The organism is Flavobacterium sp. TR2, from assembly GCF_025252405.1.
Classification (GTDB): Bacteria; Bacteroidota; Bacteroidia; order Flavobacteriales; family Flavobacteriaceae; genus Flavobacterium.
Genome location: NZ_CP104307.1, coordinates 2085891 through 2111439, shown reverse-complemented (window position 1 = coordinate 2111439; position 25549 = coordinate 2085891). Strand labels below are relative to the sequence as shown.

Annotated in this window: 29 protein-coding genes and 1 tRNA gene; 13 read left to right on the top strand and 17 right to left on the bottom strand. The window is 35.2% G+C overall.

What is annotated here, in order from left to right:
- The first annotated feature begins 115 nt into the window (after window positions 1-115).
- From N4T20_RS09605 to N4T20_RS09590, 4 genes are all read left to right on the top strand, one after another.
- Window positions 116-1213 (top strand): exopolyphosphatase, encoded by a 1098-nt coding sequence (locus N4T20_RS09605; protein ID WP_260672803.1) that lies wholly within the window; start codon window positions 116-118, stop codon window positions 1211-1213.
- A gap of 500 nt (window positions 1214-1713) precedes the next feature.
- A complete protein-coding gene (locus N4T20_RS09600; RefSeq protein ID WP_260672802.1) occupies window positions 1714-2040 on the top strand; it encodes an ArsR/SmtB family transcription factor in 327 nt (108 codons plus the stop codon).
- A 58-nt stretch (window positions 2041-2098) separates the two neighbouring features.
- The gene (locus tag N4T20_RS09595; protein WP_260672801.1) at window positions 2099-2572 is read left to right on the top strand and encodes a DUF6428 family protein; all 474 of its coding nucleotides are present in this window, start codon (window positions 2099-2101) and stop codon (window positions 2570-2572) included.
- Window position 2573: 1 nt separating this feature from the next.
- Window positions 2574-2993 (top strand): arsenate reductase ArsC, encoded by a 420-nt coding sequence (locus N4T20_RS09590; RefSeq protein WP_260672800.1) that lies wholly within the window; start codon window positions 2574-2576, stop codon window positions 2991-2993.
- A gap of 149 nt (window positions 2994-3142) precedes the next feature.
- On the opposite strand, the gene N4T20_RS09585 is transcribed toward N4T20_RS09590, so the two are convergent.
- Window positions 3143-3448, bottom strand: a complete 306-nt coding sequence (locus N4T20_RS09585; protein WP_260672799.1) for a hypothetical protein — start codon at window positions 3446-3448, stop codon at window positions 3143-3145.
- Between the two features lie 87 nt (window positions 3449-3535).
- Between N4T20_RS09585 and N4T20_RS09580 the strand changes: the two genes are divergently transcribed.
- Window positions 3536-3748 carry a helix-turn-helix domain-containing protein gene (locus N4T20_RS09580; protein ID WP_260672798.1) on the top strand — a complete coding sequence of 71 codons (213 nt, stop codon included), beginning with the start codon at window positions 3536-3538 and terminating at the stop codon, window positions 3746-3748.
- A gap of 233 nt (window positions 3749-3981) precedes the next feature.
- On the opposite strand, the gene N4T20_RS09575 is transcribed toward N4T20_RS09580, so the two are convergent.
- The 6 genes from N4T20_RS09575 to N4T20_RS09550 all read right to left on the bottom strand — a co-directional run bounded on the left by N4T20_RS09575 (window position 3982) and on the right by N4T20_RS09550 (window position 9915).
- On the bottom strand, window positions 3982-5046 hold the full coding sequence (locus N4T20_RS09575; RefSeq protein ID WP_260672797.1) for a hypothetical protein: 1065 nt from the start codon (window positions 5044-5046) through the stop codon (window positions 3982-3984).
- Window positions 5047-5123: 77 nt separating this feature from the next.
- Window positions 5124-5603 carry a hypothetical protein gene (locus N4T20_RS09570; RefSeq protein WP_260672796.1) on the bottom strand — a complete coding sequence of 160 codons (480 nt, stop codon included), beginning with the start codon at window positions 5601-5603 and terminating at the stop codon, window positions 5124-5126.
- A gap of 52 nt (window positions 5604-5655) precedes the next feature.
- Window positions 5656-6135 carry a YybH family protein gene (locus N4T20_RS09565; RefSeq protein WP_260672795.1) on the bottom strand — a complete coding sequence of 160 codons (480 nt, stop codon included), beginning with the start codon at window positions 6133-6135 and terminating at the stop codon, window positions 5656-5658.
- 81 nt (window positions 6136-6216) lie between these two features.
- Window positions 6217-7284, bottom strand: a complete 1068-nt coding sequence (locus N4T20_RS09560) for a type II asparaginase (protein ID WP_260672794.1) — start codon at window positions 7282-7284, stop codon at window positions 6217-6219.
- A 24-nt stretch (window positions 7285-7308) separates the two neighbouring features.
- The gene (locus N4T20_RS09555) at window positions 7309-8757 is read right to left on the bottom strand and encodes an aspartate ammonia-lyase (protein WP_260672793.1); all 1449 of its coding nucleotides are present in this window, start codon (window positions 8755-8757) and stop codon (window positions 7309-7311) included.
- A gap of 36 nt (window positions 8758-8793) precedes the next feature.
- The gene (locus N4T20_RS09550) at window positions 8794-9915 is read right to left on the bottom strand and encodes a DcaP family trimeric outer membrane transporter (protein ID WP_260672792.1); all 1122 of its coding nucleotides are present in this window, start codon (window positions 9913-9915) and stop codon (window positions 8794-8796) included.
- 538 nt (window positions 9916-10453) lie between these two features.
- Here N4T20_RS09550 and N4T20_RS09545 point away from each other — a divergent pair.
- The gene (locus N4T20_RS09545; RefSeq protein WP_260672791.1) at window positions 10454-12034 is read left to right on the top strand and encodes a tetratricopeptide repeat protein; all 1581 of its coding nucleotides are present in this window, start codon (window positions 10454-10456) and stop codon (window positions 12032-12034) included.
- 24 nt (window positions 12035-12058) lie between these two features.
- On the opposite strand, the gene N4T20_RS09540 is transcribed toward N4T20_RS09545, so the two are convergent.
- On the bottom strand, window positions 12059-12331 hold the full coding sequence (locus N4T20_RS09540; RefSeq protein ID WP_260672790.1) for a hypothetical protein: 273 nt from the start codon (window positions 12329-12331) through the stop codon (window positions 12059-12061).
- Window positions 12332-12518: 187 nt separating this feature from the next.
- Window positions 12519-13985: a glycoside hydrolase family 130 protein gene (locus tag N4T20_RS09535; RefSeq protein ID WP_260672789.1), complete on the bottom strand. Its 1467-nt coding sequence runs from the start codon at window positions 13983-13985 to the stop codon at window positions 12519-12521.
- A 189-nt stretch (window positions 13986-14174) separates the two neighbouring features.
- On the opposite strand from N4T20_RS09535, the gene N4T20_RS09530 reads away from it, so the two are divergent.
- Together N4T20_RS09530 and N4T20_RS09525 are read left to right on the top strand one after the other, a co-directional pair.
- Window positions 14175-14714, top strand: a complete 540-nt coding sequence (locus N4T20_RS09530; RefSeq protein WP_260672788.1) for a helix-turn-helix domain-containing protein — start codon at window positions 14175-14177, stop codon at window positions 14712-14714.
- Window positions 14715-14802: 88 nt separating this feature from the next.
- Window positions 14803-15741, top strand: a complete 939-nt coding sequence (locus N4T20_RS09525) for a hypothetical protein (protein WP_260672787.1) — start codon at window positions 14803-14805, stop codon at window positions 15739-15741.
- Window positions 15742-15769: 28 nt separating this feature from the next.
- Here the strand turns inward: N4T20_RS09525 and N4T20_RS09520 are convergent, their stop codons facing one another.
- Entirely contained in the window at window positions 15770-16165 is a 396-nt protein-coding gene (locus N4T20_RS09520) for a hypothetical protein (RefSeq protein WP_260672786.1), read from the bottom strand.
- A gap of 254 nt (window positions 16166-16419) precedes the next feature.
- Here N4T20_RS09520 and N4T20_RS09515 point away from each other — a divergent pair, with 254 nt between their 5' ends.
- On the top strand, window positions 16420-16965 hold the full coding sequence (locus N4T20_RS09515; protein ID WP_260672785.1) for a DUF4494 domain-containing protein: 546 nt from the start codon (window positions 16420-16422) through the stop codon (window positions 16963-16965).
- Window positions 16966-17053: 88 nt separating this feature from the next.
- Here the strand turns inward: N4T20_RS09515 and N4T20_RS09510 are convergent, their stop codons facing one another.
- A complete protein-coding gene (locus N4T20_RS09510) occupies window positions 17054-17473 on the bottom strand; it encodes a hypothetical protein (RefSeq protein ID WP_260672784.1) in 420 nt (139 codons plus the stop codon).
- Between the two features lie 233 nt (window positions 17474-17706).
- On the opposite strand from N4T20_RS09510, the gene N4T20_RS09505 reads away from it, so the two are divergent.
- The 3 genes from N4T20_RS09505 (at window position 17707) to N4T20_RS09495 (ending at window position 19920) form a co-directional block, all read left to right on the top strand.
- Entirely contained in the window at window positions 17707-19239 is a 1533-nt protein-coding gene (locus N4T20_RS09505; protein WP_260672783.1) for a glycosyltransferase family 39 protein, read from the top strand.
- Window positions 19232-19756, top strand: coding sequence for a DUF4269 domain-containing protein (locus tag N4T20_RS09500; protein WP_260672782.1), 525 nt, complete (start codon window positions 19232-19234; stop codon window positions 19754-19756). Before N4T20_RS09505 ends, N4T20_RS09500 begins: the two co-directional genes overlap by 8 nt.
- Window positions 19757-19847: 91 nt before the next feature.
- Window positions 19848-19920, top strand: a tRNA-Met gene (locus N4T20_RS09495).
- Here N4T20_RS09495 and N4T20_RS09490 read toward each other — a convergent pair.
- From N4T20_RS09490 to N4T20_RS09470, 5 genes are all read right to left on the bottom strand, one after another.
- Window positions 19880-21436, bottom strand: coding sequence for a recombinase family protein (locus tag N4T20_RS09490; protein ID WP_260673106.1), 1557 nt, complete (start codon window positions 21434-21436; stop codon window positions 19880-19882). The genes N4T20_RS09495 and N4T20_RS09490 overlap by 41 nt on opposite strands.
- On the bottom strand, window positions 21393-21602 hold the full coding sequence (locus N4T20_RS09485) for a hypothetical protein (protein ID WP_260672781.1): 210 nt from the start codon (window positions 21600-21602) through the stop codon (window positions 21393-21395). Before N4T20_RS09485 ends, N4T20_RS09490 begins: the two co-directional genes overlap by 44 nt.
- 283 nt (window positions 21603-21885) lie before the next feature.
- Window positions 21886-22203, bottom strand: coding sequence for a hypothetical protein (locus N4T20_RS09480; RefSeq protein ID WP_260672780.1), 318 nt, complete (start codon window positions 22201-22203; stop codon window positions 21886-21888).
- A gap of 28 nt (window positions 22204-22231) precedes the next feature.
- The gene (locus tag N4T20_RS09475) at window positions 22232-22570 is read right to left on the bottom strand and encodes a hypothetical protein (protein WP_260672779.1); all 339 of its coding nucleotides are present in this window, start codon (window positions 22568-22570) and stop codon (window positions 22232-22234) included.
- Window positions 22571-22581: 11 nt separating this feature from the next.
- Window positions 22582-23439 carry a hypothetical protein gene (locus tag N4T20_RS09470; RefSeq protein WP_260672778.1) on the bottom strand — a complete coding sequence of 286 codons (858 nt, stop codon included), beginning with the start codon at window positions 23437-23439 and terminating at the stop codon, window positions 22582-22584.
- Window positions 23440-23612: 173 nt separating this feature from the next.
- Here N4T20_RS09470 and N4T20_RS09465 point away from each other — a divergent pair, with 173 nt between their 5' ends.
- Window positions 23613-24005, top strand: coding sequence for a helix-turn-helix domain-containing protein (locus N4T20_RS09465; protein ID WP_260672777.1), 393 nt, complete (start codon window positions 23613-23615; stop codon window positions 24003-24005).
- A 92-nt stretch (window positions 24006-24097) separates the two neighbouring features.
- On the opposite strand, the gene N4T20_RS09460 is transcribed toward N4T20_RS09465, so the two are convergent.
- Window positions 24098-25507: a HEPN domain-containing protein gene (locus tag N4T20_RS09460; RefSeq protein WP_260672776.1), complete on the bottom strand. Its 1410-nt coding sequence runs from the start codon at window positions 25505-25507 to the stop codon at window positions 24098-24100.
- Between the last annotated feature and the right edge of the window lie 42 nt (window positions 25508-25549).

Below are 25549 nucleotides of genomic sequence, written 5' to 3'. Positions count from 1 at the left end.
TTCCGTAACGAAAGCTTTTGTTTTCATTCTAAAATTATGATTTTCACATCAATACCACAAAAAAGAATTTTAAAATCTCTAAAAACAAATTATACTATAATTACAATTCAACACAATGCTTAAAAAACACAACCCCAAATTTTTATTTTTTACCCTTTTAACTTTATTTTTTTCTGTCACTGCATTTTCTCAAAAAAGTGTTTACGCTGGAATCGAAATTGGACGTAGAGCCATAAAAGTTTCTGTTATTGATGTAAGCAACATCAGAAAAGCAGATTACAAAATCCTTTCTTTCTGGACTGAAAGAATTCCTTTTGCTGATCATATTACTGCTAATGGCGAACTTACTCAAGAAGATATCACTAAAACTACTGTAACGGTTACCAACCAATTGCAAAAAATTAGAACTGAAAATAAACTTCTTGAAGAAAACATCTTTATCGTAGCGGCTCCTGTTTTTGCATCTGCCCGTAACTTAGATGTTCTTAAAAATAAAATTGCTCTTTTAACTGGAAAACAATTAGAGGTATTAGATGTTAACGAAGAAGCAAAAACACTTGTAAAAGGTGCTATTCCTCCAGTTGATTTTGCTAATGCTTTCCTTCTTGACATTGGTGCTCAAACTACAAAAGGAGGTTATATCGATGAACTTAAAGATGGTAAATTAGAGTTTATTCCATTAGAACTTAATTTCGGAACCATGACGCTTACTGATGCTGTAGAAAAAACAGTGGTAAACAAAAGTCAGGTAAACGATATGTCGACTTATCAGGAAAAATCTTTTGACTATAATGTAATTCTACGTAAAAAAACTAAAGAGTTATTTGATGCAAATCCTCCTTTAGCAAAAAAGAATAAATTATACTTATCTGGCGGAGCTGTTTGGGCATTTTCTACTCTTTTCTATGACGAAACTGTTAATAAAGATCATTATGTGGCTTTAACTCTTCAGGATGTTATTGATTATGATGCGGTTCTTAAAAACAACTTCGGAAAGTTTACAAACCTTGCAAAAACAAACAAAGAAGCTGCCAGAGTTTTAAGCACTTACGACCAAAAATATTTGATTTCTGCAAACAACATCCTTGTAACTTGTCTTGAAAGTATTCCAGATTATTCAACTAAGAAAATTTACTTTGTAAAAGAAGGACAAGTAATTTGGTTAATCTCTTATATTGCTGATCGTTCAAAAAAAATCAACACTAATTTTTAAGGATTTACTTTCCTAAATATTATTATCAAAAAGCTCCAGAAAAATCTGGAGCTTTTTTTATTAGAGAGTATTAACAACAAATATTTAATATTCCGTAGAAATATCACATCGGCAGAGAAAACATTGCCTCGGATTACCCCTATCGCGACATAGAAATAGACATAGCCCGTGGTTTCAACCACGGGAATACAATCAAAAAAAACAATACGTAACCAACAATACGTAACCAACAATATGCAAATCAATAATATGTACTCTCTGGTTTGAAACCACGGGAACACAATCAAGAAACAATGCGTAACCAATAATACAAACCAATAAAACGTACCCGTGGTTGAAACCACGGGCTATGTTTAAAAATTTTTATGGAAAATATTATTTTGAAAAAGCATAAAAAATACCACTACGAAATAAATTGTTTTTTTACGCCTAAATTAATCAGCTAATAATTCATCATTCAAAAAAAATATCGTAATATTGCAATATTAATATAAAACAAAATGGGAGCAACTAAAACGGAACATTTTACAGATGCGCAAAATCAAATTGCCACGATTGCAAAGGCGTTAGGACATCCTGCAAGAATTGCCATAATAGAATATTTATTAAAAGTGAATGAATGTATTTGCGGTAATATTGTAAACGAACTGCCTCTAGCCCAGCCTACAGTTTCTCAGCATCTTAAAGAACTAAAAAATGCCGGAATCATTAAAGGGAATATTTCTGGAAACGCTATTTGCTATTGCATTGATGAAAAAACAATTGACATTTTAAACTCTTATTTTTTAAACATCACACAAACCATTTCAAAATCAAAATGTTGCTAAAACATTTTTTTTGACAAAGTAAATCGCAATATTGCAATTAACAAATAAATAAAACGAGATGAAATTATCAGAAGTAAAACAGATTTTATCAACATTAGACAATGTTGAATTTCAATTGGAAAACGGATCTTTTGTGCCAGAACATTTTCATGTGACAGAAGTTGGAGTCGTTACTAAAAACTTTATTGATTGTGGCGGAGTCATCAGAAATGAAAAAGCGGTAAACTTTCAGCTTTGGGATGCCAACGATTTTGAGCATCGTCTAAAGCCGAATAAATTATTGCACATCATTCAACTGTCTGAAGATAAGCTAAACATCGAAGACTTAGAAATTGAAGTAGAATATCAAAATGATACCATCGGAAAATATGATTTAGAATTTAACGGAAAAACTTTTGTTCTAAAAAACAAAACAACAGCCTGTTTGGCACAAGATTCTTGCGGTATTCCAGCAGAGAAACAAAAGATCAGTCTCACTCAATTAACCAATGATAATGCTACCTGCTGTACGCCAAATTCAGGATGCTGCTAAAATGAAAAAGAAAATATTAATACTTTGTACTGGAAACAGCTGCAGAAGCCAGATTGCAGAAGGCTATATGAGATTTTTTGCAGGAAATAAAGCCGAGGTTTACAGCGCGGGTGTAGAAACTCATGGAGTAAACCCAAAAGCTGTTTCGATAATGAAAGAGGACGGAATAGACATTTCGAATCACACCTCTAATCATATTGATGAATACGCTCATATTGATTTTGATTTTGTCATTACGGTTTGCGACAATGCAAAAGAGCGCTGCCCGTTTTTTCCAACCAAAGCAATTAAGTTTCATTATAATTTCCCTGATCCGGCAAAAGCAACAGGAACAGATTCTGAAATAATGGAACAGTTTAAAAATGTACGCGAGCTGATAAAAGATTATTGCAAAAACTTTGTGGCAGAAAATTTAGCATAATGTTATGTCGCTCCTCTGGAGCTTTTTTGATAATGAAATTTAGATTTTCTACAAATATTTTGCTCCGCTGGAGCACATAATCCAAATTCAGTTTCTGCCAATGAAACATTTCTGCGGAATAAATTGCTCCAAATTTCTTTGGAGCTTTTTTATTTAACCTCAACACTAGATTTTTTGATTTGCATTTCATTAATAATATCCAAAAGCTCCATCTCATCGGTTGGAAATAATTGAAGCACTTGCTCCAAAACTAAACCCACATCTATAGAAGTTCCTTTATTGCTTTCATTTTCTAATGCCAAAATGCAAAGCTTTAACATATTTGCTATTACACAGCCAAGTTCTGAGTAATTTAAAACATTGATTTGTGCATTGTAACCTTTATCAGTGGGTTTTAGAATACTTAAATATTGAGCTGATTGTTTTTTGATGTAATCTACTTCACTTATTTCCATAATATTATTATTTAAAGTTATCTTTTATGATAACCAAGTAAGGCAAATATATAACAAAATTTGAATTATCATAAAAGATAATTGATTTTGAAAGAGACCATACAACAAAAAGTCGGAAAACGAATTCAGGAAATTAGAATTGAGAAAAACATTTCACAACAAGATTTAGCTTCAAAATGTAATTTTGAGAAAAGTAATATGTCCAGATTAGAAAAAGGAAATTCTAATGCAACACTTTCAACGTTAGAAAAAGTTTGCGACGCGTTACAGGTCGATTTAATTGAATTGTTTAAATTCTAATTTTTATTCGAGCAGAAAATTTAGCATAATGCTATGTCGCTCCGCTGGAGCTTTTTTGATAATGAATTTTAGATTTTCTACAAATATTTTGCTCCGCTGGAGCACATAATCCAAATTCAGTTTCTGTCAATGAGACATTTCTGCGGAATGTTTGAGTATATATAAAAGCAAAAAATGCGTAAGACCAAGACTCTTACGCATTTTCTCCGATGAAACATTATAAAAAACGCCTTTTACCTTCTTCTTCCGCCGCCGCCTCCGAAGCCACCGCCACCGCCCATACCGCGGGAACCGCCGCCCATTTGTCCGGCACTTGGTCGTGATGAAGAGCCTCCTCTATTAAAATTGGAGTTGGAAGAACTGCCTCTATTAAAATTGGAATTTGAGGAACTTCCTCTATTATTCAAGTTTGAGGTGCCTGCACTTGGCGACGCGCTTTGGCGAGTTCTGCCAGATGCATTGGTATTTCCTGCTGATGGACGCGAGCTACCGCGATTGCTACTATATCTATTATTTGTAGAATTGTCTCGTACTGTAGTCGATCTTGACCTATTATTATTGTAATTATTAAAACTGTTTCTGTTATTAATATATACATTATTATGACCGCCATGATAGTGGCCTCCGTGATAACCATGATGGTGATAATAATGGTTATGACGATAAATACCTACTGCCATTACTGTAAAAGCGGCAAAGTACGGCGGATAAAAGCCATAATAATAGGGAGGATAATATGGTACATAAGCTGGTGAATAGACATATTGCACTATTGGTACGGTTTCTACCACAACTGCTGTTACAGCTGGCGAACTTTCTACGGGATCGTTTCCGGTATACGCAGGATTTGAAGTTTTGGCTGGCGAAGATTTGGCTACGGGTTCAATGACATAATCTTTTCCATACAGCAATTCATCGCCTACGATCTGCATTTTTACTTTGCCATTTTTGTCTTTATCAACCAAAATAACGGCAACGTCTTGATTTTCTTTCTTATTGACAGCAACCTGAAGAATAAAAGTAAATGAATCACCATTTTTCTTTGTGACTACTTTTATAAAGTCTACTTTTTTATCCAGATTCAAATCTAAGTTATTGATTCCTGTTTTCTCCAAATTCAGATTTTTTTCAAATTCCTCGATAGTTTTTGATTTCTGAAAAAGCGTCATCACGGCGTACAAATCTAGATTGTCTCCCGGAAGCCCAAGTTCTTTGCCGTCTCCATCAGATTGGCAAAAAGCTAGCTGGGCAGACAATAGCAATGCCACTGTCAAATATTTTGTAAATTTCTTTATCATAGCAAGAGTATAAAATATTAATAAGAGGAGTAGAAAATGATTTTTTCTATACTTTCTACTCTTTACCCAGAAATCGTTTAGTGCTTTTTGGTTTTATCCAATTCGTCTATAAAAGGAATTGCGTCCTGAATTTCGGCTCTTATGGTTACTTGAAGATATACCTCAAGCTGTACAAACTTTGCCGCATTGATTCCGCCAATGGCTTTTACCAGTTTTGAATGCGTTTTGCTAAGGAGTTTTTGAGAATCCTGATCGTATTTTAAATTCTTGGCGGTCAATTCTGTGGCTTTTGCATCGCTTAAAGTCGCATAATTCTTTGCGTAATCCTCTAAAATCATAATCTTCTGTTGGCTCAACGCTTTACGCTCTGCTTCGTATTTATCGTAAATAGGCTTAAATGCCGCTGCTTGCGTATCTGATAAGCTTAAATATTCTTCGACTACATCTGCTTTCGATTTTCCGTAAAGGTCTTGAATTAAAAGAATCTCATCAACACTCGTTTGCGCCACCGCATTCAATCCAAGAATCGAGAAAAGTATAAATAGTATTTTTTTCATAATATCAATTTTATAGGTTTAATGTACAGAATGCTATTTTCTTAAAGACTGCTTACTCTACCAATCCATCAGAAGCGCTCATGTCTCTTACGCATACATATTTGCCATCTCTTTTTTCGAAAAAGCTCATATAGTTTCCTGTATTAATTGGCGTTTTAGTAGAATCTGTCACTTTATAATAACCTAGTTCTACTACCATATTACCATCATGAGAAACAAAAACCTCTTTGGTTTCAAATGATATGATATTGGTATTATTAGCCAAATCTGATTTTAAAAATTCATATCTCGCCTCTTTGCCAATAATTGGAGGTCTGTTCTGATAAAAAGTTATAGCATCATCTGCATAATATCCTATCTCTTTCAGCTGTCCAGCATTGTAGGTTGCCGCATATTCATTTTCTTTTGCCTGAATTTGCTTCTTAACTTCTTTTAAGTCAATTACAGTATTTTCGTCCTTTTTTGTATTGCAAGAAATCAATAAAACGCAGAACCCTGCAAGAACCCCTCTTGTAATTATTTTATTTTTCATATACATTTAATTTTCAAGTTGATATAAAACTATTTCCTTTTACAAACAGGTTCAAAAATTTGTTCGTAAACGCAGGTCTTTTTAATATTCTTCGAATATCTTTTGAAGTTCTGCTAAACTTCTCTGTTTTAGCAATGCCACCGACAATAAGATTCTAGATTTCTGCGGATTCAAAGCGTATGAAGCAATAAGTCCAAGTTCATCATCATTGCATTCCACATTACGGCTTACAAGTCCAGTCGCAACGCGTGTGCTTCGAACGACGATAATTCCTTTTTTGCTGGCTCTTGCACAAGCATCTAGAGAAGCTTTGTTCATATTTCCGTTTCCTACTCCAGCAATTACAATTCCTTTGGCACCGCGTTCTATAGAGGCATCAATTAAATCTGGTTTCATATCTGCATCGGCGTAAATAATATCGACACGAGGAAAAGAGCTTACTCCTTTCACATCAAAATCTGAGTTTTTCCCAAACTTTTGACTAGGATAATTAAAGAAATCGTTTGTTCCGTAAGATGTAATGCCAATAAGCCCTCGAAGCGGAGACATAAAAGTCTGAACAGCGGTTGTGCTCACTTTTGTTAAAGATTGAGCCGAATGTATCCAGTCGTTCATTACCAAAAGCACTCCGCGTCCTTTTGCTTTAGGATCGCCAGCTACGGCAATCGCATTATAAAGATTTAAAGGCCCATCTGCACTAATTGCCGTTGATGGACGCATAGATCCCACAAGCACTACTGGCTTATCTGTTTTTGCGGTTAGATTTAAAAAAAAGGCCGTTTCTTCCATCGTATCGGTTCCGTGTGTAATTACAAAACCGTCTACATCATTGCTATTGGCCAATTCATTAATTCTGTTGGCTACTTTCAGCATAATTTCAAATGACATATCCTGAGATCCGACATTTGCAATTTGCTCTCCTTTTATATCTGCTACTTTTAAAGCATCGGGAATTGCATTTACCATTGCATCAATCGTAACTTGTCCAGAAGTATACCCCGACTGCACACCGGTTTTAGCAGAACCGGCAATGGTTCCGCCAGTTGCTAATATTAGAATTTTAGGCTTTGTCTGTCCAAATATGCTGATGCTTACAGACAGCACCACTAATAGAATTATTCTTTTGCTGAAGTTTATATCTAATTTCATAATTTATTTTGTTTAAGGTTGAGGTTATTTTTGGCCCGTTAAAGTTGCTGGATCGAGAAGTTTTTTAATCTGATCTTCTGTCAGCAGTTTCTTTTCGCGTATCAGCTCGAGAATTCCTTTGTTGGTAGCCAAAGCTTCCTTGGCCAGTTCGGTTGTTTTTTCGTAACCCAAAATCGGATTTAGAGCCGTTACAACACCAACGCTTCTGTCCATATAATGGGCCAAAATGTCTTTGTTTACGGTAATACCATCGATACAGTTTTTTCTAAACAATGGCATGGCTTTAAAAAACAATCCTTGCGACTCCATCATGGCAATGGCCTGAACAGGTTCAAAGGCGTTTAACTGCAATAAACCAGACTGTGCGGCAACGGTTACGGTCAAATCATTACCCATAACTTTAAAACACAATTGGTTCATAAGTTCTGGCATAACCGGATTTACTTTTCCTGGCATAATTGAAGATCCTGGCTGAAGTGCCGGAAGATTGATTTCAAAAAGCCCTGTGCGCGGGCCAGAAGCCAAGATGATTAAATCGCTGCTTATTTTTGCCATCGCAACAGCCATACTCTTAAGCGTTGAGGAATACATTACAAACCCTTGCTGGCTAGTTGTAGCCGCAATAAGGTCTTTGCTCATTACGATTGGTTTTCCTGTAATTTTTGCAAGATGTGCCGCTACTTTTTCAGCATAACCCGGAGAGGCTGTAATTCCTGTCCCGATAGCCGTTGCTCCCATATTTTGTTCGCATAGATAAACTTCTGCTCTTTTTAAAGCACTAATCTCTGCATCAAGCTGGTTCCCGAAAGCATGAAATTCCTGTCCAACAGTCATTGGAACAGCATCCTGTCCTTCAGTTCGTCCCATTTTTAACACGTCTTTAAATTCTTCGCCTTTTTTATGGAATGCTTTCGCCAAAAGATCGGCCTCTTGAACCAGTTTGTCATTATGAAGCAGCAAAGCCACTTTTATAGCAGTTGGATACACATCGTTTGTTGATTGTCCCATATTAAGATCATCATGAGGTTCAATGTACTGATATTCTCCTTTTTTATGTCCGCTCAGCTCCAATGCGATATTGGCAAGCACTTCGTTCACATTCATATTGGCAGAAGTACCCGCACCACCTTGATACAAATCAACAAGAAATTGATCATGATATTTGCCATCAATTACAGCCTGACACGCTTTTTCTATGGCAGCCAGCCTATCTTTTTTAAGTCGCCCTACATCAGCATTGGCACGTGCCGCAGCAAGTTTTACCATTGCAAAAGCCTTTACATAATCAGGATACGATTGAGTCGAAAGACCGCTAATTTGAAAGTTTTCTAATGCGCGGGCTGTCTGCACACCGTAGTATGCGTTTGCTGGAATTTGTTTTTCTCCTAAGAGGTCTTTTTCGGTTCGGGTTTGGGCATAAAGAGAGCCTAAAGAAAGTCCGAACAATAGCAGATATTGTACAGTTTTAAACATATTTTCTTTTTTTAGTGATTAAAATAACGGAAGGCTTTACTGATTCTTTTTATAAAATGATTGTGAGAAGTTGTATCTAAAAGAAAACTGCAATTTGTTTATAGAAGTACTCCATCCGTCGTTAAAATTTTCGCGGTTACCCCACTGAAATTCTACTCCAACCATACAATTTTTCACAGGAGTATATAAAAGATTTCCTAAAATGTATTGCCCTTTTTTAAAAGCGGCATCTGTCTGTCCGTCTGAGTTATCGATATCAATCATTGAATATCCTATCGCGGTACTAAACTTATCACTCCAGTTATGATCTAAAAAGGCTACAACACCCACTAAAGGAAGCGCAACACCTTTTACCGGGGTTATCGGATTGCCTGGATTATTTTTGATGCCTACATCGACAGGAGCGTCGTTCATGTAGTTTTGTATTCCTTCTCCATATACAACCTGTCCTCTAAAAACATCGTTTTTACTAAAATTGATGTTGGTACTAAGGTTAAGTCCCCATCCTACTGCATCGCCAGACAAATCATACTGGTCATTATTTTGGTCTTTCCACTCAATTTTTCGCAAGATCCCAGCCAGCTCGATATATCCCCATTTTGTTCCCATGTGATATTCTGCTGAAAGATCTGGCAGCGGAAATCTCGCTTTTACGCCTTGCAGTTCTACACGATTAGCATAATCTCCCTGATCGGCACTTGCTCCAGGTCTTTCTAAAGCAATGGTTAAACGGGTATCGCCTTGAATTGGCATATAACGTATTTGGATGTTTCTAAAAAACACCATTCCAGTTGGCCCCCAGTATTCTAACGAATTCGGGAATACCCCAATATCCATAAAGGGGCTCCAAGTTTGCCCTGCACCAAATTTTCCTAATTCGGCATAAGCATGGCGAAGACGAAAAGTAGTCTGTCCAGCATCGACACCCGTGCCAAACAATTCGAACTCAAAATGTGTTTTTAGTTCGCCAATTCCAGTATCAAAGTAATTTTTAAATCCTAATCTGGTCTGGCGCACAGAAGCGTAGTAACTGCCATCTGGCCCATACTCGTTCTTGAAAGCTGGCAGTTTTGTTGGTCTTACCACATCGTACCAATCTGATTGTATCTGATTGAAATTATAACCAACATCAGTCATAATAAAACCATAGATTTCCATGCTTTTATTTCCCTCGTCTTGAGCTTGAACAAAAGCGGAAATGAGAAAACAAATTATAATGGCCCGATGCCTCATCGTGACCATCTGTAAAAACCTTTTTTTCATAATGATTATAGTTTGTTTATTGTGGGATACTACTATTTCATCTGCTTTTTACAATCTTGGCTTAAAATAAAATGGGGTTTATTTTAAAAAATCTGCATTTCTCAGTCCGGTTTTATACCTAGATAATCTACGACATTATTGCTTAAAAGTTTTTTTGTTAGGGGAGACAAAAAATCTTGCTTCCTAAGGGGCATTTTCTGTTAAAAAACACACAAAACGAGGTATTTTCAACTGACTATCAAACAAATATAATCAATGCTAGCGCACCATTAGAGTTATTAACCGTTACATTTAACGGTTAAACCATAAGATAAATAATACTAAATATGTTAAATATTCACATATTTTTATAACTTTGTTAGTATAAGGTTTTAACATTTTATACGCCCCATTGACTTTTTTTTGACGTTAATAATTTTCAACTAATTTTATTATGGAGTCTATAAAAAAAATCCCCCCGGATACAGTCTATAATGAACTGGAAAATGTTTTAAAGTTTTATTCTTTTAAAAACTCAATGCTGCTAAGTAATTTTCTGCGATACATTGTTACAGAAACCTTAGACCAAAGGCAGCAGCACATTAAAGAATATTCTATAGCTGTAAATGCTTTGAGCAGGCCTTCCCATTTTAATCCGCATGATGATGCAATGGTTCGCATTCACGCAGGAAGGTTAAGAAAATTACTTAACGAATATTATTCTACTGACGGAAAAGATAATTCTGTCATCATTCATGTCCCAAAGGGCGGTTATGTCCCAGAATTTATTCATAACAGTAAAATGAGGCACGTTGATTTGCCTGCCACCATCAATAAAACAAATCCTGTGATTGCTGTTTTTCCTCTTAAATCGATGGTTCACCGACCAGATTTAGAGGCTTTTTCGCAGATTCTTGCTGAAGAAATAAGTGCAGAACTCTCTCGTTTTCAAGACATTTCTGTAATAGGGCATTTCTCTTCTGATCTTATTTCAAAAATTAATGAGAATGTTCTGGAAGCGGCCAATCTGCTCGGAGCAGATTTTATTATTACAGGGCATATTCAAATTATCGATAACAAGCTGCAGATCAGAATAAATCTGATAAACTCGTCTTCAGGAAAGTTTGTATTGACAAAGCTGTTTACTCCTGCTACAATAGATGACGGCATTAGAATTCAGAATGAAATTGTAAAAGATATTGTTGCTTCTATGGGCGGTTATTATGGTATCATTTTTAAAGAAATGGTAAAGACCGCACCCTCAAAAATATCCAACAATTCTATTATTTTAAGGGCAATCTGCAGTTATAACGAATACCAATCTTCTTATTCTGTAGAAAATTATGCTAATGCTTTATCGAACTTGAATGAAGCTGTAGAATCAGACCCCAACCATGCAATTGCTTGGGCAATGCTAGGCGAAATTCATTTGGCTTCTATTGCCTTGGGACTAGACAATTGCAAAAAAACAATCGAAAAAAGTAGCCATTGCATTGCAAAGGCCTTAAATATTGATCCCAACTGTCAGCAGGCTTGGTATGCCTTAACACTTATAAGCTGTTTTAAAAAAGATCAGGACAGCTGCCTTTCTGCCGCAGAACAATGCATAAAAATAAATCCTAATTCATCTGGAATTACTTCAGGAATTGGCTGTATGCTCATATTTGCAGGCTATTTTGAAAAAGGCTTTAATCTATTAGAAAATGCAATCCGTATAAATCCTTCACATCCTTGGTGGACTACTATTGGATATTGCTGCTATTACATTCATAAAAAAGATTATCAGAAGTCTCTGTATTGGGCAGAAAAAATGGATTTTAGCGAAACCATCTGGGATTCTTTACTAAAAGCCGCTTCTTTATCACTCTTAAATGAAGATGTAAAAGCAAAGATACAACTGCATAACCTTCTAGAACTACAAACTCTAACGGCAACAGAAATCAAAGAAATTCTTTCTAGTTTTATGCTGTCCGATGAAATTATTTTTAGAATCGTAAACAGTTTAAAAAGAATCGGGCTAAAAGATGACATCTAACTCTTAAAATGAAAACTACAAGAACTATTTACCTGGCTGATGTTCGGAATATGAAAAAGCTTTCTTTGCCGTTCGCTTTTTCTTTTCCAATAATTTAAGATGGTTTTCGGCACAAAGAATTTTCTCGCTCGTGCCGCTTTTTTGTATTTCTATGAGATAATGAAAATCTCTTTCTTTTGAAGTCGATTTTATTATTAACCCTTTTTTAAAGTCCATTTTTCTTTCGATTATGGTCGCCTTATAAGATCTTCCACTTATTGCCGTGTAGAAAACCTCCTGTCCTTTTACAAATTTCATTGTTTTAGCCGTTTATTTTTTAATCGCTGCTAATACTTCTAAATATGAAAAGCTAATATTAAGGGGGTTAATTAGTTTTTCTGTTGGGCGAATGTATAAAGTTTGGAGAATTTACCACCCCGTATTTATACCTGTTTTCGTCTTAGGATTTGATTAATTTGACTTTAAACCCTTGAAAAGTCAAGCTTTACTTACTTTTCTTAAGGGCGTCCAGCAATTCAATTAAATCTACGGCAGCATAAGTTGAACAATAATCAGATACGGCATAAGGCAGAATCAGACTGTTGTTATGAATAATTGCTCCGCAAGAATACACCACATTTGGCACATAACCTTCTCGTTCATCTTCTAAAGGAGAAAGCAGCGGTTCTGTCAATCTTCCTATTTCTTTTGAAGGATCATCGAGATCAAATAATGATGCTCCTATACAATAGCGTCTCATTGTACCTACACCATGCGTAATGACAAGCCAGCCTTCTTCTGTCCATAACGGAGAACCGCAGTTTCCTATCTGAGTCAGCTCCCAAGTAAATTTAGGCTTTTGCAAAAGAATTGGCGTGTTCCATTGTGTTACTCTGTCAGAATACATAATGTAATTGTTAACGCCGTCAATTCGGGCAAGCATGGCATATTTGCCTTTTATTTTTCGAGGAAACAAAGCCAGATTTTTATTCTGTGCTCCTTCTCCATGAAGAGGCATCACTCTAAAACTATAAAAATCTTCCGTAGAAATTAACTTTGGCAGAATCGTATGCCCGTTGTAAGCGGTATACGTCGCCATTACCCGAGTCGAACCATTATCATCTGTAAAACGCACAAAACGAGCATCTTCTATTCCTCGGCTCTCCGAATCAGAAATCGGAAAGATGACACGTTCTGTAATGTCAGAATCATGTTTGAACTGCAAATCGTAAAAAGAGTTTGCCAGCCACAATATCTCCTCCAGCGCCACTTTTCTCTCTTCGCGAATCAAAGGATCTTTTAAAGCCTCTATCAGCATATTTTTCAGAACGGCAAATTCAAATTCTTCTGGAAGATCCTGCATAATCTGACCAATGTATTTATCCGTTGTATGCATCTCATACAGTTTGGTCAAAAATCGCTCTTTATTAAACAGGGTTTTATGTTCGATTTCTGCCTGATCAATATGATTTCCTATTTTCATGATATGCAGATTGTTCTCGCGATCCAAAATGGCTCTTCTAAAAACAATCGACGAAATATGGCCTTCACCCGTTGCGCGAAAGGAAATAATAACTCGTTTCTCACCTGCTTCCAACCCCGTCTGATCAAAATCTTCTACAATTGAAGGATTAAAAATCGCAGCCGATTCTATGGCATATTCCATTGTGCAATAAGACCCAATAAGCATTTTACGGTCCAAAGACATGGCTTCGTAATCAATCTGCATTCCTTCTATTATAGGACGAATTCTTTCGCAGTGCCTGAAAAATACTGCCGAAATATTTCGGTGCCTCCTTGCAAACTCGCGAAGGGTCTGCTCCAAAGTCTGGAGAACTTGTTTTTCGTCGAGCATCATTATCCGAAGCACCATTTGCTGGGTCCTTTCCTGCCCATTCATAAAATATCGGGCAACAACTCTTTTGGAATCTGGTAACAACTTTACATTTTTTCGGACAACGGATACTCGCATAACTGGAAATTTTATGATAACATCATTAAAGGAATTATTTATTACACAACAAGTTAGTAATTTTTGTTAAAGAAAAAAACTTAATTTTTTATTAAAACTTTGGTTTACCTTATAATTGAAGGTTTTGTTTGTGTCCATTTCATCAAAAGTTTTTTCATAATTTCGTCTTTAGACCAGCAGCTTAAAACCATGAAGAATACAGTTAAATTTTTGAGGGAAGAAAAAAACATGACTCAAAATGAACTTGCCGAAAAATCGGGGCTTTCTCTACGGACTATCCAGAGAATTGAAGCTGGAAATATTCTTAAAGGCTTTACTTTAAAAACCATCGCTGAGGCATTGGAAACGCTTCCTGAAAATCTCATTATTAAAAAGGAAAATATTCAAATTGAAAGAGCCAAACTTATCAATCTTTCTGTTTTATCAGGGCTTATTATTCCGTTTGGAAGCGTTATTTTTCCTTTAATTTTAACTTACAAAACCCAAGATGCGACAAATAAAGAGTTGGGAAAACAAATTGCAAGCCTTCAAATTGTTTTAAGCCTTATACTTTCCGTTTTAATGATTGCAAGCCCGTTTGTGCAAAATTCATTTACCTTAAAATTTCCCCTTTTTATTATTCCTTTAATTGCTATTCTTTGCTTAAAACTCATTATCGTGATCTTAAACGGAATCAGTTTAAACCAAAAACAAGACTTAGCTATAAAACTGAAAAACAACTTCTTATAAACACAGTCATAAAATTGACGTAAAACTGTCGCATTGTTTTTGCACGAAAATCGAAATTGAAACCCGAATCTTGCAGAAAAAATAGACCATGAAATTATTTAAGAAAATTGCAACCGTATTTTTAGTTATTATCGTTTTATTCTTGCTCGGAGGATATTTGTATTTTCAAAAGAAATTTACTCCGCCAGAGAACTATTTGAAGGTTTTGGGAATTGCAGAAAATATTCCGACAAAATGGATTTCAAGTAGCGAAAACGCCCATTCTGCTCTACTTTTGCCTATAAAAATAAAAGGAATCGATCGAACATTTTATATGCAGTTCGATTCGGGTTCGCCCGTTACTGTTTTCTACAAAAAACCACTAGAATCTATTGCTGAAAAATTTCAAAATCAGTTAAAAATCGATACTAAAAACAATACCATTTCAACTGCCTTTAGAATCGGAAAAATGGATGTGGTTTCAAATGATTTTGAAGTTTTAAATTATGGCGAAAAGATCAGCTTTGACAATTCAAATGCTGTCAATATTATTGGCACAATCGGAACCGATTTATTAGAAAAGCGAATCGCCATTTTAGATTTCAAAAACAATCAATGTTCTTTTATTGAAAAAACTAAAGAAGATGATTTTGCCGATTTTGAATTCAAAAAACGCAAGATTCTTATTCCTTCCATAATCGAAAAAGAAAATCTGAAACTGCTATATGATTCTGGAACCAGCGGCTATGAACTGATTACGACAAAAGAAATCTGGCAGCAATACCGCAATAAAAACAGTAAGATAAAAACCGAAAAAGGAAATTCGTGGGGCAATATTCTGACTGTTTATTCCGCTTCCGCGAAAAAGAAAATACAATTTGAAAAGTCGATATTGAATCTATCTGAAGTGACTTACATTGAAGGCACATCAGAACTGCAAAAATTCTTAATGAAGCGTTCTGGAATGCAGGGAATGGTTGGCAATAAATTATTCCTGAATCATAAATTGATTCTGGATTGCCAAAACGAAAAATTCAAATTGGAGTAAAAGTAAAATGCTACAATACGAAACTATTTTAAGAGTTGATTTTGATGATGTTTTTGACGTTTTCAATAAAAGTTTCAGTGTCTTTTATTTCTTCTTTAATCAATTGATGATGATCAGACAAATGGTGCTGTTCCATCATATCTTTCTTTAAATATTTAATCATCGATTCCAGACTTCGCGTATCCTCCTGATTTTGTCTTTTTAATTCGCGCTGTTTGCTTTCCAGATATTTTAAAGTCTCGTTTAACTTTTGAACATTTAATTTTCCCAAACTTTCTTTTTTAATATTTATAAAAACAATAGCTGGAAATGTTATACTATTCAATATGCTCCAAAAACCAATACCACTTGAATACGCCCCGCTCCCAGCCATTGTTATTGGTACATACGTACAAATTGAATCTTTGGATCTCAGAAAATTCATATTTTTTCTATAACGTTTCGCTCAAAAAAATAAACTTTTGTCTTACAGCATTTTATGCTCAAAACATAGCTTCGTGATTTCTCTTTTTTGATGAAAAGAAAAAAAGGATAAGCCAATTCATTTAGTAAAAACACAACTTTCAGATTCTCAAAACATTACCTAAAATATCCTAAAATTGTGAATATCTATTTGAAGATTTAACTATTATTTCTGCAGCAAGATTTATCTTTGGCATCCTTAAAATTTAAAAAGAGATGAGCGCAATTTGGTACGAATGCAAAGTAAAATATAGAAAGACAGATGAAACTGGAGGACAAAAAGTTTTAACCGAGCCTTACTTGGTTGATGCTTTGTCTTATACAGAAGCTGAGAAAAGAATGACTGAAGAAATGGCCGCTTATACTAGTGAAGAATTTAAAATCACAGCTATTAAAGTGGCAAATTATGCCGAAATACATCCTTTTGAAAATGCAGACAGATGGTTTAAATCTAAAATCACTTTGATTGCTTATGATGAAGAAAGCGGCAAGGAAAGAAAAACAAGTATGTATATGCTCGTTCAGGCAAATGATGTTCGCGAAGCTTATGACAACACGCTTCACATAATGAAAAATACAATGGGCGAATATTCTATTCCGGCTATTACAGAAACACCAATTATGGATGTTTTCCCTTATTTCAGCGGTGAAGAAGGCGAAACAGAAATGCTGGAAAGATTTAATGCTCTAAAAGCTTCTAAACCAGAGAAGCCAGAAGCAGAAATAATCGACCACATGGAATTTGAAACTGTCGAGGAATAAGACCTTTCGATCGAAGATTTTTTCTGAAAAATTGAGAATAAAAAAAGCAAAATAGAATCCTATTTTGCTTTTTTTGTTTTAAGTTCATTTAAAAAAGCATTTTTGCCAATGGCGTTACTGCCGAAGCAGATTTTGGCAATAAAGCTGTAAGTGCATCAAATTGCGTCGGACTAATATTTTTTTTCATTTTGGAAATAAAAGACTCTCTTGTGGTCGTCATTTTAGAAGTATAACCTGCCTTATCAGTAGCCATTGTAGGCAGAATATTTTTCTTTTTGTTTAGAGTTTCGTTTACCAATGAATTTACCACCGGTATTTGGGCATCGGTTAATTTCAATTTTGGAGATAGCACCCCCATAACCTGATTTGAGATACTCGCAACATCAAACGCAGGCACTGCTGTTGTAGATGCCTTAGTGGCCGCTTTTGTAACGTCTCCTATACTTTGTGCATTTGCAAATGAAATTGTCCCTAAAAAGACAGCTAAAATCAATAATTTCTTTTTCATGATATTTACTTTTAAAGTTATTTGCTTGATACTAAAGGTAATAAAAATGTTAATTCGATTCACATTTCAAAACCATAATCGTCTAAAAACCCGCGCTTTAGACTATTTTATTAAAAAACATTCCAAATATTTAAAAATCAAAATAAGTCCTATCTTAGCTACAGAATTAAGCGTTGCTTGAAAAACCACTTACAACACAAAAAACGAAACAAACCTAAGAAACCGAAATCTACATGAATAAAAAAACATTTATTTTAATTGGGTTTATCATTTTAAAATTCATTCTTCAATATGTTTTAATTAGTCCAGAATACGATTTACAGCGTGACGAATATCTTCATCTCGACCAGGCAAATCATTTGGCTTGGGGATATTTATCTGTTCCTCCTGTCACTTCCTGGTTTTCGTATCTAATTTCGCTTCTTGGAAATTCGATTTTCTGGGTCAAATTCTTCCCTGCCCTTTTTGGCGCACTAACGCTCTTGATTGTCTGGAAAACTATAGAACTCTTAAAAGGAAACCTTTACGCCTTAATTCTTGGTGCTTTATGCGTATTGCTTTCGTGTTTGCTGCGTCTAAATACGCTGTATCAGCCCAACTCTCTTGATGTTTTGTGCTGGACTGCATTTTATTATATTTTGATACAATATATTACTTCGGAAAATACAAAATGGCTTTATTTTGGCGGAATCATTTTTGCTTTCGGTTTCTTGAATAAGTACAACATCGTATTTTTGTTTCTCGGATTAGTTCCTGCCATTTTACTTTCTAAACAGCGAAAAATACTCGCAAAAAAAGAGTTTTATTTTGCCTTGATTTTAGGATTAGCACTAATTCTGCCAAATCTTTACTGGCAATACAGCAATCATTTTCCTATTGTGCATCATATGAAAGAATTGGCCGAAACCCAATTGGTTAATGTAGATCGAGCCGATTTTCTGAAAGAGCAGATTCTCTTTTTTATCGGCGGATTGCTGGTGATTTTAGCCGGACTTTATGCCGTTTTATTTTATCAGCCTTACAAAAAGTATCAGCTCTTTTTTGCAGCGTTTGTTTTCACACTTTTAATTTTTATGTACTTCAAAGCAAAAGCGTACTATGCCATTGGGCTGTATCCTATTTACATTGCTTTTGGAGCTGTATTTTTATCGGAGATCTTAAACAGCAGATGGAAACGTTTTCTGAAACCTATTTTTATCCTAATTCCGTTATTGTTTTTTATTCCGATGTACAATATTGCTTTTCCAAATAAAAATCCTGAATATATGGTGGCGCATTCTGAGAAATATAAAAAAATGGGAATGCTTCGCTGGGAAGACGGAAAAGACCACCAGTTACCTCAAGATTTTGCCGATATGCTGGGTTGGAAAGAATTGGCTAGAAAAACAGATTCGCTTTACGCATTACTGCCCAACCAAAAAGAGACCATCATCCTCTGCGATAATTACGGACAAGCGGGAGCCATTAATTTTTATTCGAAAAAAGGAATCAAAGCCGTTTCTTTCAACGCTGATTATTTGAATTGGTTTGATCTTAGCATTTCGTACAAAAATCTAATTCGCGTTAAGGAATTTGACGAAAATAATGAAGAGCATAAAGAAACTAGTCCGTATTTTGAAACGGCTGCTATTGGCGGTCAAATAACAAATCAATATGCACGGGAATACGGAACTACAATTTTTGTTTTCACGAATGCTAAAATTGATATTCGCAAAAGATTGGAACAAGAAATCAACGAAGAAAAAAATGATATTATCAATGATTAATTTCAAAGACATATCTTATTTAAAAACAGGATTCCCCAAACAGCAGGCAGGCTTTCATATTTTGACCAAATATAAAGTTTTAGAAAATCTTGCCGAGTTTGACCCTATTCTGGTTGGCACAATTCCGATAAATATCGATATTGAAAACAGCGATTTGGATATTGTCTGCTGTTGGAACAACAAAGCCGCATTTATAGAAAGAATTAAATATCTATTTGAAAAAGAAAACCAATTTTCGATTCGCGAAACCGTAATTGATCATCAGGAATCGGTTGTTGCAAACTTCTTTATTGAAACTTTCGAAATAGAAATCTTCGGGCAAAATATTCCGACAGAACGTCAAAATGGCTACAGACATATGGTTATTGAAGACCAAATTCTTCGTTCTAAAGATGAAAACTTTAGGTTAGAGATTATAAAACTGAAAGAAAGCGGTATAAAAACAGAACCTGCATTTGGCTTGCTATTAGGCTTAAAGGGAAACGTTTACCAAGAATTACTGGATTATAAAATTTAAGAAAAATCGTCTTTTGTAAAAATTTTAAAAAATAAATTCCTAAAATAACTTGCATAACCGTATTTAGTGTGTATCTTTGCACCCGAAACATCGCGGGATAGAGCAGTAGGCAGCTCGTCGGGCTCATAACCCGAAGGTCACAGGTTCGAGTCCTGTTCCCGCTACTAATTGGGACAAAGAAGAAAATTTCTTCTTTGTCCCTTTTTTATTTAGCCCTATAAGCCTGTTAATACTGTAGATGAGATGCACCACTTCGTTTACTCTAGCGGTTCGAAACCCGTTTTCAGAGATCGTAAAATTCTCAGGAAAAATCGAACCTAATAAATCTCTCGATTCAATCCAGTTGCCATTTTCATAATATTCGTTAAGTTTCATTAGGTTCTCTACTCCCGCTTTTAAAAGCTCTTGAATATCTTTATTCTCATCATCGATGCCAGATAATTTTAATTCAAGCCTTCTTACCATCTCTCCGTAATCTGACTTCATATCTCGGTAGTCCGAAGCTTCAATCTGTTTTGTTGCAAGTAGATCTCTTGCATTTGAGATTCTGGCTTCATAATCTTTGATCTGGCTTATAATTTTATTTTTTTCTTCTAAGACATCCTTAATCTGCTCTTTATAACAGTCGCCTATGACATTGGCATAGATATTTTTAATTTCAGGAATCGGCATATACTTTTTCAGGTTTTGTATAAATATCTCATTGGCTGTTTCCGAATTTATCCTGTATCTGCAACCTGCACTGCAATGGTAATAAGGATAATATTTATGTCGTCCTTTAGATATACTACCCGTGAGTATTTTTCCGCAGTCGGGACAGATAAAAAAACCTCTCAGCGGAAAAGGCTTGGCTGAAAGAGCTTTTGGAAGATATTTGCGGGATCTTCCGTCAAGCACGTCTTGAACTTTATAGAAAAGCATTTCCGATATTAATGCTTCATGCTGTCCTCTCACTAATGTGCGTTCCTCATCCTTGTATTTAGGAACTTCGATCTTTCCGCAGTAAAGCGGGTTGCGGATCGCTCTCCAGAAATGGTTCTTGCCTGCCTTAAGCCCCTTTTCTTTTGCCATGTGAAGCACCTGTTCCGTATTAAAGATTCCTTTGGAAAGTTCTTCAAAAGCCCATTTTAAAATAGATGCTTCTGGCTGGTCGAATGCAATATATTTTGTGCCGTCTTCTTTAACTCGGTTAACATATCCAATGGGAGCAATTCCCATGTATCTTCCCTCTTTTCTAGCTCTTCTCATTCCGTGAAAGGTATTCAGGGCTCTTCTATCATTCTCCACCTCGGGAGCAGCCAGATAAAAAGCCAGCATCATTTTGTTCTCGGGTATTGAAAGATCCAAAGGCTGTTCTATAGCCTGAGGCTCAACTCCCAATTTTCTCAGCGTACTGATCATCTGGTAGGCATCTCCCGCATTTCTGCTGAACCTGTCCCATTTGGTAAACAGGAGAAGATCGGTTTTATTCTTATGCTTCTTTAAATCCGCAAGCAGTTTCTTCCACTGCGGACGGTTGAATGTCTTTGCCGAATGGTCTTCGTAAATAACATATCTTATTTCAACTGCATTTATTTCGCAATACTTGCGAAGCATTTCTTCCTGATTTCTCTGCGAGTAGCCCCTGTCTGCCTGTTCATCGGTACTCACTCTCACGTATAGGTCTGCTATTTTTCTCATCTTTTTTCTTTAAATAGTTTGAAACTGCCATGTTTCCCAGTTTTCTTAAAAATTCTAAAATCATTACCGCCTGTTCCAGCGTCACTTCCACTCCTTCATCTTTCAGCATTTTTCTGGTCTTTTCTGCCGTCATTTTTCCTCTTTCTTCTCTTCCATCCTTCTCCATTTGAAATTCCTCTTCATTAAAAAAAGACCGAATCTCGGTCTTTTTTGTTCCACAATCACTGTCCGCTCTAAAGTTAAAAAACTTTTTTCATTTTATCCTGATCAAAATATGGTGGGGATAATACAAATATAAAACCTAATCAACTGAGGATCATAAGTAAAACTTACCTATCATCACTCAATACAATGTTATGATTTCAACAAAGATAAAATGCTTTTCTCTCAATGTCATGGACATAATATGTTCATGAAAACGGTACTTAAACCATTGATATGCCCAGTATTCATTTATCTTCTTTCTTTTCATTGAGCATTCTGTATATTTCATCCAGAACCTCTATTTCCGCACTTGGAATCAGCTGAAGGGCAAGTTCCAGAACAGAGCCTATATAAATCTCCCTGTTATCCAGTTCATCCGAATAAACAACATTCAGGCACATTCTAATCAGATTCACTCCAAGACAAGTCATATCTGCATAACCGTAAAATCTTATCTCACGTATTGATTCCCCGTCTTTGTCCTTGGCAGGTTTCAGAAGCTTAAAATGATAAGATGCAAAATCTTTAAATTCTTCCAGCGTTTTTATTTTATCAGTTTCCATAATTTTAAATATTAAAACTTTATGTCGGCTATTCTGTTTCTTCTTTATTTTCTGAAAACAGATCCGTAATCTCATTTAAAAATTCAAGTTCGTCAACTGGAAATAACTGCAGTGCAATACCCAGTATAAGCCCAACATCAATGTATTGGTTTTGAATCGTAGGCGGAACTTCTGCGCTGTCATGATCTAAAGCGATAATGCACAGCTTCATCAGGTTTCTGACAACAGAACCGAGTTCGCAATAGCCATATACCCTGATCTCTGCATTATACATCCCTCTTTTATCCTCTGCTTTTTTCAGGGTATTAAGCAGTTTTCCGTTTAACACCCTGATGTATTCCAGTTTTTTGATTTCATCGGTTTCCATAACTTCGGCTTTTATGCTGATAAAGCTTCATCCTGATGAATTCCTTCAAGCCTCTCCAGTTCTTTCTGAATCAGAACTTCTGCCTCTTTCATAAAATCACGGCATCTGTCTTCCATCAGCCCATAGTACAGATAATCAAAACTGTTCCTTCTGCTGAATCGAAGCGTGTTTGGGTTCTTTTTCAAAAGCTTGAACATATTTTTTTCATCCCTGCTGTTTCGGGGAAAATATTCAGAAGTCAAACTCGTGAAGTATTCGCAAAGCTCAAATAAGTAGCCCAGAGAAAAATGGTTAGGCGTATATCCCAGAAATACCCTTATAAGGGAAAGGCAGGTCTGTTCAACTATCTGATGAAGGGAGCACATTCTGACTTCATAGGAAAAATACTGGTCGTTATTATAGATAAGATCCCAGATCGATGCAGTAACACTTCTTCTGTCTCCTGCGTATGCTGAAGTGCTTTTTACATATCTCTTTTCTGGATTCTTAGCCCAGATTATCGGCGATCTGTATGCATCTATATGGATTCTCTGCGCATTCTTAAAAATATTCCAGAAGAAATACTGCTGGTCTCCATATAATTTGACGATGTTTCTCAGGCTGTGCATGAGAATGGTTACCGTGATCTGTCCTCTTGATCTGCTCTTTATTTTATCGGTGAGGTCATTGCCTATGTTATCCTCAAACTCTTCCGCTATGACCAGCAGATAAAGATGGACATGCTTTTCTTTTTGGACGGGCTTCTGAAAAGGCTCATTAAAAGTATAACTGCTTTTCTTCTCTGCAAAACAGTAAATGCCTATCGGATCGATGCTCTGTGAAATAACTCGATAAATCAAGTCGGATGCGGTGTTTTGAATTGCTTTCATAATTTTACTCATTTTAGTTAATACTTGTCTGAAAAATTGTATTTTTGTTTAACACACAGGCAAGTAAGCAATTACTTGTACGGTACGGCATCAAATTTTACCGTACCGTACATGAGATTTTTTGTATCATACATGAATCCCACTTTTTTATTCTTAATTATTATCTTTGAGCTATGAGTACATTAACAAAACCAAATCACATGGGGCGCAAGATCAGCCGTATCCGTGAACTGAAAGACATGAAACAGGAAGCGCTCGCACAGGCTATGGGAACAAACCAGCAGACTGTTTCTATTTTGGAAAACAGCGAAACCATTGATGATGAAAAATTAAAAGAAGTGGCAAAAGCTTTAGATGTAAGTGTGGAGGCCATTAAAAACTTTTCTGATGAAGGCGTAATTAATTATTTCAACACTTTTAATGAAGCTGTTGCAAATAATAATTTTGGGCGACAAGACACTATTAACTTTAATCCGCTAGATAAGGTTGTTGAGCTTTATGAACGTTTGGTTCAAGCAGAAAAAGACAAAGTCGAATATTTGGAAAAATTACTGAAAGCCAAATAAGCTTTTAAAATATATATTAATTCAAAAAAATAAAGAGACTGATGAGTCTCTTTATTTTTTTGAATAATTGCTATTCTATGTTTATGTCCATATCAAGGAACTAAATGCCTAAATAAGTTAGGACTAGCACTTTTGAATAGTATACTTGACAATTCTTTAGGAATACCAATTTCAAATAAAAATCCACTTACTAGTAACATTTTTAATCTTTCAGATAAAAACAGTAAATCTCTTTCAGGAATTACTTTTTTTTCTAGGGATGTGCTATAGTGAGTGTAATAATTTCGTAGATTTTTTACTTGCTTAACAAAATCAGCTTTTTCTGGAATAATCTTATCTATTACGTCATTAGAATATTTCTCAGTTAATTCTGTTAGTCTTTGTGATAAATCTAGATGATTACCAAAGTGTAGCTGTTCTTTCATCCAGTTATGATACTGTGGTAATTTTTCTAATATTTCTTTTTTCATTGCCTCATATTCTTCCTTCGGTATTTTTGTATGATCATAAATTCTTGAATGCAAAGTTTCTGCTGATTGTGCAAGATTGAGGAATGTATTTTCATTGAATACTGCTCCATTATAAAATTGATCAAACAAAAGATTAAAAGCAGGGCTTAATCGATCATACTTTTCAAACCAGTTTTTTATAATTGACGGAAAAACATCTTTAATTTTCGTATAATTAAAAAGCATCTCAAATGAATGTCTTTCTTTTTTATTTTTTCTTTGACGGCTACTTGAATAATAAAATTTAATTGGTTTTCTATATTTTCCAGCCATACCAAAATCGTTTTTTAAATTATTATTATAAAGAATAATTTTATAAGGGTAAACGCTTTGGTATATCCCCATAGTCAGAAAATTTTGAAAACGGTTTAACAATTGACGCATTTCTTGTAAACCGATTTCGTTTTTAGAATTAAGCTCTAACCATGCTTCTTGAATGATATATTCATGTTTTTGAGAATAAACATGAGGTCTCGAAACATGAAAAGTAAATTTCCCGCTATGGTTTTCATGAAGATCAAACTGAATGTCTTTTGGTTTTATATAATTTATGCTATATGAATTTTCAATCGTTGTTTCATTATCAATCTGAAAACCTGAGATATCGAGCCACTCATCAAAATTTTGTAGTGAACTCGCAATAGTATTAAATTTAAAAGATTCTTCATTTTCAAAATGGTAGCCATTTAAAATGAAGTTAACGAAAAACGTTTCCTTTATTGGCCCAGCTATTTCATTACGTACTGATTTTATTTCTCTAGAGCTCAAATAACAATGATAAAGTGTGATTGATTCACTGTCAACAGAAGTTCCTAAAATTATAGCACCATTGTCTAACGAATTAAAATCCTGAAGACTTATATTCTCGTCTAAAGCCCCTATTAATTCTAGATAAGAACCTTCGACAGGATCAAATCTCAATACACCTGAAACTTTTTTGTCTTTGTTACTCGGTAAAAACCATAAACCTTTTATCTCAAATCTTTCTGTCATAAATATTGTCCGATTTTAATATTATACTTCCTTATTTCGAAT